We start from the raw sequence: 11,930 nt of genomic DNA, 5'->3' as shown, positions 1-11,930 counted from the left end.
GCACCATCACGCTATAAGTCACATTTCCTCGTTCTGACTTCTAAAGGAAATGCCTTTTTGAGAGGGCTTCCTTACTTTTCGAAAAGTCGCCAACTTATCTCGCCGCCGTGCTTCACACTTATTGCATTAGGGTCTACCTATTCGCTTACGGTTCTCTCGATTTACCGCATCTCCTTCAGACAACACCTCACGGTGTTGCCCTAGATTAAGCTTCCCGAGCTAGGTCAGTCTCCTCGGGTATGGATTTTCACCATCTGGGATTCATTTTCATTATCCTCTCCAAGTCGTTTCACCGAGATGACGTCTCTTTCAGATAATGAAAAGAAGAGTGTTAACTGAGTTAACACTCTATGCGACTGCCCGTCGCACAAAAAGATCGCCGCAGCGATCTCCATCTTTAACTAATGCACCCGTTAGCTGAATAAGACTGCACACGTTGATGTTCACCCTTCAACCATTGCAGAATCATCATAGCCGGAAGAAACGTATAATATTTTTTGTCCATTAAGAACTACATTGCATAGATAAATAAGATGATTGAACACTTCACTTAAATCCTCTTGAGAGAAATCCGTCTCTGTTAAATGATGTCTTCTGCAATATTCTTGAAAGATTGGACTATCATAATTATTCTCTAATGTTACTAATACTGCATTAGCAAACTCCCGCAATTCTTTTACTTCTTCGTTGTAGAAGTAACGTATTTCTTGCGATTCAAATTGTGTCAGCTTTTCTATATTTATATTTAAATCGGATTGATGTTCATACAAAAATTTCAAGATGATATCTGGTATTCTTAAATTGATAAGAGATAGATCTTGATTTGTATTTTTCAACAGTCCAAATCTTAATTCAAAGCCGAAATAATTCATTTCCTCACCTCTTTTTATAATTCTTCAATCAGCCTTATTTTTTTTTACTCAAGCCCCCGTTAGTTTAAGATGTCTAATTAGATTTGGGTTCTTTTCTCGTATCTTTCAAACTTATAAAAGGGTCATTAATTTCATCTTTAATTTCTGCTATACATTGAACAATTTCTTTTCGTGCGTCAGGAGAAAGGTCTTGATTCAAGGATTCCTTTAAGCCTAAAGGTCCAACAATACACGTAATAAGTTCCACAACGTTAATGTTACTTGTATCCCAAACGCTTAAAGTCCAATTGTCAATTTCCTTTCTAAGTTGTTCTTCTAATTTCTCGTAAGTATGCCATTGTCTTTCTGCTAATTGAAGAAGCCCTTCAAGTGCATCGATAACGTCTAAATTAGGAGATGTATGAACTAAATATAAGAACTGTCTAAACGTACTTTTCAGAGTATTAACGTCCATATAATCTGGCAATGCTTCATAGCTCTCAAACATAATTCATTCTCCTATACATATCAAATTTTGATAATTCCCTTTTTTATAAACCTGACCCTTTATTTCAACTAAATAGGGTATTTTTCCTTCTTCAAGTAACCTGCAACTTTAGCTTAATAACGTTATTGAAAAAGGACTGCCGAAACAGTCAGTTGTTGTTAAAGTAAAGCCCCCGTTTGTTTAAGTGAAAAACTTCACAATTTGTTGAAGTACCGATTATTAACATTTCACTTGTTTACAAAAACCTACACTTTGGAATGCACTACTAATGCCGGATTAACGACTACATTCACAACTATTAAACACGTACCTGAAATATCTGCAAACGTTCTTCAATTTTATTATTACGAACTAAAAACAAGGCTTTGGAGTCTAATTCCTTAAAAAATTGTGGCTGAAACAGAACTGATACTTTCATTTAACTTTTGCTTAACAATATATTAACTCACACTTAACAACCAAATTTTATTCTTTTATAGAACTTATTAAACATTTTGAGGAGTTGAAGAAAATGATGAAAAAATGGAAGAAAATGAAATCGAGGAAAGCCGCACTTGGACTTGCTGCTAGTATCGTTGCATTGAGTAGCCTTTTTGCAACGCCTAGTTTTGCGGCAACACCAAAATCTACCGTTCATAGCACCGTCAAAAGCGCCGGTCACCAGTATAACAAAATAAAACATGTATTATTAATCAGTGTTGACGGCATGCATGCGGCTGACCTTACGAACTACATAAAAAACAATTCGCATTCCTATATGGCTACATTAAGCAATCATGGAATCACGTATTCCAATGCATCGACTTCAAAGCCGTCTGACTCATTCCCAGGGCTACTGTCCATGGTAACCGGCGGTTCACCGAACTCAACCGGCGTATTTTATGACAACAGCTATGACAGAAAACTTTTGCCCCCTAGCGGCTGGAAAATGGGCGACAAGCCGGGAACGAACGTCCTGTATGACGAGACAATCGATAAGGATCTGAACAAAATTGACGGCGGAGGCGGCATCGACCCAACCATGCTCCCACGTGACCCTAAGACAAAAAAACCGGTATATCCGCACAATTACGTAAGGGTAAATACCATTTTTGAAGTGGTCAAGAAGGCTGGAATGCACACTGCGTGGGCGGATAAGCATTTGGCATATGATTTATTGAATGGTCCGTCCGGAAAAGGTGTTGAAGATTTATATACACCTGAAATCGCAGCCAACGGTGATGCAACGAAGAGTATCAAAACAACGGAAGCAAATGATGATTTAAAAGTAAAAGCGATTGAGAATGAAATCGATGGAAAAGATCATAGCGGAACAAAAAAAGCTCCGGTCCCTGCCCTGTTCGGCATGAACTTCCAAGAAGTCAGCGTGGCGCAAAAACTTCCTGGAAATGGTTATAAAGATGGAAAAGGAACATTCAGTGCAGGTCTTGCTGAGGTGATGAAGCATACCGATGAATCGATTGGCAAAATTGTCAATGAGTTGAAGAAAAAGAACCTGTACGATTCAACCATGATCATCCTGACGGCTAAGCACGGACAAGCTCCTATGGATTCAGCTAAATTGAACATAACAGATGAAAAGTTGATCACTGCTGGTGTTCCGTCCAATCTGATTGCGCAAATGACTACTGACGACATTGCAATGATCTGGCTAACTGATCAATCGAAAACGGCTGAAGTAGTAGCTCAGATCAATAAGAATAAGAAACAAGCGAACATTAAGGAAGTCACTTCCTATGTGACAACCCGGTCAAAATGGTTATTTAATAACCCTGCTAAAGATTCCAGAGTACCTGATATTGTGATTCGTCCTAAAGATGGTGTTATCTACACGAAACCAGGCAAGAAGATTGCCGAACACGGTGGTTTCAGCAAAGATGATACGAATGTTGCTTTATTGGTATCAATCCCTGGAATGGAAAAAGGAATGAAAAATACTGATTCGGTCCTAACAACCCAAATCGCTCCGACAATTTTAAAAGAACTTGGATTAAATACTAACGCGCTTCAAGCGGTTCAAAAGGAACATACACAATTATTACCTGGTATTGAAAAAGAGTCATTTGAAAAAAAAGATAGAAACATAAAAAAAGATAGATAGTAAAGAAGAAACGGAACAGTCGAGGACTAGTCCTCGGCTTATTTTCATTTAATTTAATTCAAACAGAATTCGCTTTAGTGAATTCGCTTATAAAACAAACGCCCCGGTACATGAAAAGTGGAGACATTTTTTCAATTGTAGGCAGAACAGGGTTGGCACTAATAAGGGCTGGTCAGGCTGATCAGGCTCACGAAATGTGGAAAAGGGTTAAATCTTCAAGCAGTTATGAGGAAGCTCTGTGCATTATCATTGAATATATAGATTGGAATTGATATCCGGAACCCGCATTTTAAGGAACCTAAAATTCAATCATTGATGCCCTATTCATACGGAGCAACACACACATCGCTGGTTCATACGTGGGGTTTTTATGAATTATATGGAGGAAGCAGGCACTCGTTTTCTCCTTTTCTATTACTCTATCGTTTTTTCACTATCAGTAGAGCGAGTAATATAAATATAACTAAACTAATTATAGATAAAGTAGATATCCACTAGTTATTAGCACTCATACTAATTATTTTAAATACCAAATTATACAATTATATTACAAGCAATGTAAAAGTAATTAATGGAACCACAAAACAAGGAATGAGGTGATCCTCATTCCCTGTTTTATTTATGAGCCGGCTAATGTTTGTGAAAATCCTTCTTGTAGTATAGCTACCCGTTACTTCAATAAGAAAAGCATCGAAAATCGCAGTTAGTAATTCAACTTTTGAACCCGTTATAGACTGATTGTGTTTATTTTGTTAATAGTTAAAAAAAATCATCTCGAATACACAATACTGGAATACCTAATTAATTAGGAATTGGATTTTAATTGTAAATAGATCCATGGTATCGACGATATATTAGAAGCCAACAGCTTTGAACTAACAAGTATATAAGTAATGAATAAGACAGGTTGTATCCTTCCCTGTAATGAAAGACACCAACATAAGTAGCCAACCATTCCATTCCAAGGCTTATTAAAGAACAAATAAGAATGTAAATAGGATTCGATTTAGGTCTAAAGCGGTCATAGAAATAAAAAAACAAGTAACTGAACGGACCATACGAAACGTAAGAGAGGAAATCCATAAATTGATAAGAAGAATTGTCATTTACATCATATAAATTAACAGGTTCCACACTGAGAGAATGGTCAAAGAAGAATCCGCTGTATATGCCACAAGTAAAAAATACAATCGCCGTTTTTCTAGGGAATCTTTTTGGCAAAAGAAACGTTACGCTCGTTCCAATGCACAGTCCAATAATAATAAACCATTCATTTGAGTTGAAATGGTTATCATAAATATTCATATATTCTTCCCTTCTTTTCGACCCTCACGGACTATCACCCATGCCATAAATCTCGAAAAAACAGCATAACTGCTAAACATTAACAAACTATATGCCATATTCATATGAGGAGTCGCGATCATTCCCAACTTCTTTAGCAATAGCTGCAACGGGATAAAACTTAAAATAATGAGGGCGACAATCACCCATTTCAAAAATTTCCAATTATATAAAAGAATATTGGATGTAATCACAAATACAAGCGGAATCATAAATAAACGGCTTATTAAATCAGCTATTCCGTCCTCAAAGGAACGATTCACCACAATCCATTTAAGATTGACATGAAGCACCGTAAATATACTGAGGTCAAAAATGGTGTTAACAAAATAAAGGAATAGCATATCAAGTTCGGATAATTTTTTCGGAATATGTGTAAGTACAATAATCACAAACCATGTAATGAGCACGCAAATCGCTAGTGACAATACCTCAACCTCCTAAAAACCAATCCCCTTTTTAAAAGGTATTTTCCCCCATGGAATAACAAAAAATCACTTTTATATAAATGGTCCTAATTTCATGCACCTTATTTTACGCAATACAAAACACTTTTTTTAACATGATGCTTTATTAAACTAAACTGCCACGTTAGCGGAACAAGAAAGGCGACTGCTCTTAGTGAACAATCGCACCCGTTAGCGTAAGTACAATCCTTCACAATCTTCAATTTGAAAAAGCATTTCCGTTTATTTCAGAAATGCACCTCATTACGCAATTTTTTCTTTTTCTCCATCTTGTCGATTAATTGATTGAATAATTGATTAAAATATTCTACATCACCAGGTAATGAAAATTGTTTGCTAAAGTGGTTCCTTTTTGAATTGATTTAGTCGCCTTATCAAATAAATTTGCTTTAATTTGAGCATCCGCAAGAGTATACCAGTAATACCACGCATCCATTTTTGATATTTTATCTTTGTGGAATTTTTCAATAACTGGGTAATATTTTGAAAATAATTTTTCATCAGGAGTTAAGTTTTGACCATCCCATTTAAGAACATCCACCAAATAGGTTTCTGCAATAAACCATTGCCAAACAGCTATTCCAACGCTTTTATTGTTAAGCAGTTCCATCTTATGATAATGGACATTTGCTATCTTTGCTAAAGAATTATTACCCCATTTAAAAATCTCAAGCTTGTTCCCTGCTGCTGCACCCATTGTTACTCCGAACAGATACTCTTTAGTGCCATCTCCAGTAATATCGGCAAACCCCGAATACTGTAGCCCTACTCCCTGTGTCTTTGTCTCCCAAACTTTTTTCCATACTTCATTTTCTTTTCTTAATACTATTGCTCCGAACTGTGAAGGGGAAGGTTGTTTTTTTGCTCTTACTTTAAAAGTAATAATGATTTCTTTCTGTCCATCTTTGTTAAAGTCATAAAATTGAATAGGCTTAGTTGGCACAGGCTCTTCAGGACTTACCAACAATGAATTTGACGGTACAAATTCTTTGGCAATTTTCATTGGGTCTTTATTTAAATATTTTTCAGCGTGAGTATAAATTGGAGAGAGATTCAAAATTATAAATGCAAGTAAGGTAAATAACATTAATTTTTTCATCAATAATCCCCTTTTTCCAGCAGATGTTAGAGATTATTGTTCCCCGATGTAACCTTGTATATCAGAACCACTGTTCAACTAATCTGCCCAGTTAGTTGAGTAACGGGAATGAAAAAAGACTGCCGAAACAGCCCATTTGTTGTTAAGCTAAAGCCCCCGTTAGTGTAAGTACAACGCTTCACAATCTTTATATAATAGTGTACTATGCTCGATATATTTATTAATTAATTTTTACGCTCATTATACACAGTTTTTAAATTACTATTATATCCATCAATCCCTGTCCAATTGGAATATTCTTTAGGTGTATCTTCGGATAAAAGTTGTTCCAATGGTTGATCTTTTTCTAAAGCAGACATTACTTTTGCATTAAGGTGATACAAGTAGTTTAACATTACATCTATTTGACCTTTTGTTACGATCTCACCGTGACCTGGAACAATTCTAAGAATGTCCAACTCGGAAACTTTCATTAAGTTTTTAATAAATTCTTGAGAATCATAAATGGGAGGATGTAGATTTTCTAATACGATGTCACCCATAAAAGCAATTTTCTCTTCAGGTAAATATAGAAATGCGTCACTAGAAGTATGTCCTCCCCCAAAACAATAAAACTCGACATTTCGAGTATTACCGTGAATAACAAACTTATTTTCAAAAGTCAAATTAGGAAGTACAATACGAAGTTCAGGAATTGACTCGTAGACTTTTAACATTTCCTTTAATTGATTTTCGATGCTTGTTTGCAAAACTGGATTGCTCTCAATCGCTAGTCTCTCCTCCAATTGTTTCAGATACTGCTTCATTTCTTCCATCTCTTTTTGTGGATCAAGAATAACATTTTTATGTTCGTGCAAATGCCTTGTTTTTAGAGTTGAGATGATTGTTACGTCTTCAAAAATTTGATTTCCAAAAGTGTGATCTCCGTGATAATGGCTGTTAAAAACAAATTTAATTTCTTTTTGTGTAATGTCTTCTGCTACTTTTCGTAATTCTCTAGCAGCATTGGGGGTGGTAAAGGTATCAAAAACTACCACTTCATTTCCAATATCAATAAATCCTGAATTCCCCATTGCACCTTCGCCTTTTCGAGCAATCGCAGCATATACACCTTCAGAAAGTTTTTCCAGCGAGAAATAAGGTGATTGAACTTTACTGTTTGGCATTAATTTATCTCCTCTAAATCCTTATTTGTGGAAGAGTAAAAGCAATTGTAATTTGAATAATTCTTCATTTTTTAGATATTTCCTTCTTTCACTAACCTGCTCCGTTAGTTCAACAAATAAAGTAGGGAAACCTTTCTCAAGGCTTCCCCCTTATCAAACCGTACGTGCCCTATTAAGGCATACGGCTTACCAAATGTTACAATTTAATCAAGAGGATGCATTCCAGCCATTTTGCATCTTTTGGACACGGTGAGGTGTGAAATACTCCTCACCTTTTGCTTTTGCTCGTTTGATTCGATTCTGAATGTCTCTTTTAACTTTTCTGGACATATCACTTAGGTATTGTTCCTTTGTGTATCCATATGCTTTATTTAAATAGAGCCAATAAGTTGGAATCAGATTGATGTTAAGAAAGAAGGCATTATTCCAAATACTTTGCATCTTCATCCCTTTTCTTTGGGAAGGATGTCTATGAATAAAAGCTACTCTTAGTCTTTTCCTTATGTATCCATCTAAAGATTTCAGGGTTCTTCGAACCCACCTTGTAATACAGTGGTTTGGAATCCCTCGACTAATATTATCTTTTATAGCATTAACTATAGTTAGGTAATAGTTGACCTTCCCTCTGATAATTGGGTTCACTCGCTCAATCCACTCTTCCTTACTCAGCGTAAGCGTTTTACGGGTCTTGTCCTTTATTTTCGACCGAAAATCTTTGACGGATTCTTCCTTTGGAGTTACATGAAATTCTAGCTTGTTATCTTTCTTACCTTTTCTCCAGTGATGGAACGTGAAACCTAGAAAATCAAAATCATCCTTCTTAAAGTTGACGATTTTAGTCTTTTCTTTAGATATCTCAAGTCCAAGTTCTTTCAACTTATCCCTAGTTATAGAAGCTGCACTCTCGATGCTATCTTTCGATTTTGCAAAGAGGAGAAAATCATCCGCATAGCGGACAAAACGAATGTTGTTCAAGTCCCATTCCCAGTCAAGTTCATTTAAATACACATTTGCTAAAAGTGGTGAAATTACACCACCTTGAGGGGTTCCATAATCCGAGTGGATTAGTTTGCCTTCTTCCATGTGTCCAGCCTTCAGCCATTGTTCAACCAACCCTAGGACCGTACGGTCCGAAACATATTTCTTAAGAACTTCGATTAGTTTCTTATGAGGGATATTGTCAAAGAATCCTTTTATATCACAATCGTAGATATGATTGTAGCCTTGCTCAATATTCCACAGAATTATTTGTAAAGCTCTTTGAACTCCACGATTCGGTCTGTAACCTACTGACCAACTATGAAATAGATTATCTTCAAATTTGGGCTGAAGTACGTTCACTACACTTTGTTGTACAATGCGATCTTCAATTGTTGGTATTCCAAGTGGTCGTTTCTTCCCATTCTTCTTGGGAATGTAAACTCTCCTTACTGGCTGAGCTTGATAGGTCTTTGCCTTTAATCTGTCTAAAAGTGCCATGATGTTTTCATTTAAATTAGCTTCATAACTTTCTATTGTTTCTCCATCGATACCGCCTGCACCCTTATTAGCTTTCACTTGTTCAAAGCATTGGGTTAGTCTTCGGTCGAATAATATTTGTCCATAAACACTGTGTAGCTTAAATTTCCACTCTTGATTCATTGCGTATTCCACGCCTTTCCTTGATGTACATTCAAACGGTTTTACCGCAGTAACATGATTGTTAACATTACATCTTGTTCATGACTTGGAGCCATAGGTCATTCCCCTTCCGTTCACTTGATGTTATGGTCATCAAGTTACTTCCGTACTATGAGAATGTCTGACTACTCCACCCATTCTTCGTCACTTCGGGTTACCCTTATAGACTAGAACCCTGCCTGTTCGGTAGGGTGGAGTTCTCACGGGGTCATCGCATTTCCCTTCTAAGCATACCCTGCACCATCACGCTATAAGTCACATTTCCTCGTTCTGACTTCTAAAGGAAATGCCTTTTTGAGAGGGCTTCCTTACTTTTCGAAAAGTCGCCAACTTATCTCGCCGCCGTGCTTCACACTTATTGCATTAGGGTCTACCTATTCGCTTACGGTTCTCTCGATTTACCGCATCTCCTTCAGACAACACCTCACGGTGTTGCCCTAGATTAAGCTTCCCGAGCTAGGTCAGTCTCCTCGGGTATGGATTTTCACCATCTGGGATTCATTTTCATTATCCTCTCCAAGTCGTTTCACCGAGATGACGTCTCTTTCAGATAATGAAAAGAAGAGTGTTAACTGAGTTAACACTCTATGCGACTGCCCGTCGCACATAAAGTAGGGAAACCTTTCTCAAGGCTTCCCCCTTATCAAACCGTACGTGCCCTATTAAGGCATACGGCTTACCAAATGTTACAATTTAATCAAGAGGATGCATTCCAGGCATTTTGCATCTTTTGGACACGGTGAGGTGTGAAATACTCCTCACCTTTTGCTTTTGCTCGTTTGATTCGATTCTGAATGTCTCTTTTAACTTTTCTGGACATATCACTTAGGTATTGTTCCTTTGTGTATCCATATGCTTTATTTAAATAGAGCCAATAAGTTGGAATCAGATTGATGTTAAGAAAGAAGGCATTATTCCAAATACTTTGCATCTTCATCCCTTTTCTTTGGGAAGGATGTCTATGAATAAAAGCTACTCTTAGTCTTTTCCTTATGTATCCATCTAAAGATTTCAGGGTTCTTCGAACCCACCTTGTAATACAGTGGTTTGGAATCCCTCGACTAATATTATCTTTTATAGCATTAACTATAGTTAGGTAATAGTTGACCTTCCCTCTGATAATTGGGTTCACTCGCTCAATCCACTCTTCCTTACTCAGCGTAAGCGTTTTACGGGTCTTGTCCTTTATTTTCGACCGAAAATCTTTGACGGATTCTTCCTTTGGAGTTACATGAAATTCTAGCTTGTTATCTTTCTTACCTTTTCTCCAGTGATGGAACGTGAAACCTAGAAAATCAAAATCATCCTTCTTAAAGTTGACGATTTTAGTCTTTTCTTTAGATATCTCAAGTCCAAGTTCTTTCAACTTATCCCTAGTTATAGAAGCTGCACTCTCGATGCTATCTTTCGATTTTGCAAAGAGGAGAAAATCATCCGCATAGCGGACAAAACGAATGTTGTTCAAGTCCCATTCCCAGTCAAGTTCATTTAAATACACATTTGCTAAAAGTGGTGAAATTACACCACCTTGAGGGGTTCCATAATCCGAGTGGATTAGTTTGCCTTCTTCCATGTGTCCAGCCTTCAGCCATTGTTCAACCAACCCTAGGACCGTACGGTCCGAAACATATTTCTTAAGAACTTCGATTAGTTTCTTATGAGGGATATTGTCAAAGAATCCTTTTATATCACAATCGTAGATATGATTGTAGCCTTGCTCAATATTCCACAGAATTATTTGTAAAGCTCTTTGAACTCCACGATTCGGTCTGTAACCTACTGACCAACTATGAAATAGATTATCTTCAAATTTGGGCTGAAGTACGTTCACTACACTTTGTTGTACAATGCGATCTTCAATTGTTGGTATTCCAAGTGGTCGTTTCTTCCCATTCTTCTTGGGAATGTAAACTCTCCTTACTGGCTGAGCTTGATAGGTCTTTGCCTTTAATCTGTCTAAAAGTGCCATGATGTTTTCATTTAAATTAGCTTCATAACTTTCTATTGTTTCTCCATCGATACCGCCTGCACCCTTATTAGCTTTCACTTGTTCAAAGCATTGGGTTAGTCTTCGGTCGAATAATATTTGTCCATAAACACTGTGTAGCTTAAATTTCCACTCTTGATTCATTGCGTATTCCACGCCTTTCCTTGATGTACATTCAAACGGTTTTACCGCAGTAACATGATTGTTAACATTACATCTTGTTCATGACTTGGAGCCATAGGTCATTCCCCTTCCGTTCACTTGATGTTATGGTCATCAAGTTACTTCCGTACTATGAGAATGTCTGACTACTCCACCCATTCTTCGTCACTTCGGGTTACCCTTATAGACTAGAACCCTGCCTGTTCGGTAGGGTGGAGTTCTCACGGGGTCATCGCATTTCCCTTCTAAGCATACCCTGCACCATCACGCTATAAGTCACATTTCCTCGTTCTGACTTCTAAAGGAAATGCCTTTTTGAGAGGGCTTCCTTACTTTTCGAAAAGTCGCCAACTTATCTCGCCGCCGTGCTTCACACTTATTGCATTAGGGTCTACCTATTCGCTTACGGTTCTCTCGATTTACCGCATCTCCTTCAGACAACACCTCACGGTGTTGCCCTAGATTAAGCTTCCCGAGCTAGGTCAGTCTCCTCGGGTATGGATTTTCACCATCTGGGATTCATTTTCATTATCCTCTCCAAGTCGTTTCACCGAGATGACGTCTC

General features: G+C 37.3%; 8 protein-coding genes. 1 reads left to right on the top strand and 7 read right to left on the bottom strand.

The features are described 5' to 3' along the window. Nucleotides 1-443 precede the first annotated feature (443 nt). Both ACZ5XR_RS11845 and ACZ5XR_RS11840 read right to left on the bottom strand, forming a co-directional pair. Nucleotides 444-872, bottom strand: a complete 429-nt coding sequence (locus ACZ5XR_RS11845) for a hypothetical protein (protein WP_464501846.1) — start codon at nt 870-872, stop codon at nt 444-446. 73 nt (nt 873-945) lie between these two features. Continuing rightward, nucleotides 946-1,359 (bottom strand): hypothetical protein, encoded by a 414-nt coding sequence (locus ACZ5XR_RS11840; RefSeq protein WP_464501845.1) that lies wholly within the window; start codon nt 1,357-1,359, stop codon nt 946-948. Nucleotides 1,360-1,870: 511 nt separating this feature from the next. On the opposite strand from ACZ5XR_RS11840, the gene ACZ5XR_RS11835 reads away from it, so the two are divergent. Beyond that, nucleotides 1,871-3,460, top strand: coding sequence for an alkaline phosphatase family protein (locus tag ACZ5XR_RS11835; protein WP_464501794.1), 1,590 nt, complete (start codon nt 1,871-1,873; stop codon nt 3,458-3,460). A gap of 1,301 nt (nt 3,461-4,761) precedes the next feature. Here ACZ5XR_RS11835 and ACZ5XR_RS11830 read toward each other — a convergent pair. From ACZ5XR_RS11830 to ltrA (ACZ5XR_RS11810), 5 genes are all read right to left on the bottom strand, one after another. Then, nucleotides 4,762-5,232, bottom strand: coding sequence for a hypothetical protein (locus ACZ5XR_RS11830; RefSeq protein WP_464501844.1), 471 nt, complete (start codon nt 5,230-5,232; stop codon nt 4,762-4,764). 346 nt (nt 5,233-5,578) lie between these two features. Further along, nucleotides 5,579-6,370 carry a hypothetical protein gene (locus ACZ5XR_RS11825; protein ID WP_464501843.1) on the bottom strand — a complete coding sequence of 264 codons (792 nt, stop codon included), beginning with the start codon at nt 6,368-6,370 and terminating at the stop codon, nt 5,579-5,581. A gap of 224 nt (nt 6,371-6,594) precedes the next feature. Then, the gene (locus tag ACZ5XR_RS11820; protein WP_464501842.1) at nt 6,595-7,536 is read right to left on the bottom strand and encodes an MBL fold metallo-hydrolase; all 942 of its coding nucleotides are present in this window, start codon (nt 7,534-7,536) and stop codon (nt 6,595-6,597) included. A 207-nt stretch (nt 7,537-7,743) separates the two neighbouring features. Then, the gene (gene ltrA / locus ACZ5XR_RS11815) at nt 7,744-9,177 is read right to left on the bottom strand and encodes a group II intron reverse transcriptase/maturase (protein WP_464501841.1); all 1,434 of its coding nucleotides are present in this window, start codon (nt 9,175-9,177) and stop codon (nt 7,744-7,746) included. Between the two features lie 736 nt (nt 9,178-9,913). Next, on the bottom strand, nt 9,914-11,347 hold the full coding sequence (gene ltrA, locus ACZ5XR_RS11810) for a group II intron reverse transcriptase/maturase (RefSeq protein WP_464497272.1): 1,434 nt from the start codon (nt 11,345-11,347) through the stop codon (nt 9,914-9,916). Nucleotides 11,348-11,930 lie beyond the last annotated feature (583 nt).

This window comes from Neobacillus sp. Fa239, from assembly GCF_055395235.1.
This window is presented reverse-complemented; position numbering and strand designations above follow the sequence as displayed.

Coding starts and splice junctions, on each gene's coding strand:
- ACZ5XR_RS11845 (WP_464501846.1), bottom strand. CDS start 872: ATGAATTATTTCGGCTTTGAATTAAGATTTGGACTGTTGAAAAATACA.
- ACZ5XR_RS11840 (WP_464501845.1), bottom strand. CDS start 1,359: ATGTTTGAGAGCTATGAAGCATTGCCAGATTATATGGACGTTAATACT.
- ACZ5XR_RS11835 (WP_464501794.1), top strand. CDS start 1,871: ATGATGAAAAAATGGAAGAAAATGAAATCGAGGAAAGCCGCACTTGGA.
- ACZ5XR_RS11825 (WP_464501843.1), bottom strand. CDS start 6,370: ATGAAAAAATTAATGTTATTTACCTTACTTGCATTTATAATTTTGAAT.
- ACZ5XR_RS11820 (WP_464501842.1), bottom strand. CDS start 7,536: ATGCCAAACAGTAAAGTTCAATCACCTTATTTCTCGCTGGAAAAACTT.
- ltrA (WP_464501841.1), bottom strand. CDS start 9,177: ATGAATCAAGAGTGGAAATTTAAGCTACACAGTGTTTATGGACAAATA.
- ltrA (WP_464497272.1), bottom strand. CDS start 11,347: ATGAATCAAGAGTGGAAATTTAAGCTACACAGTGTTTATGGACAAATA.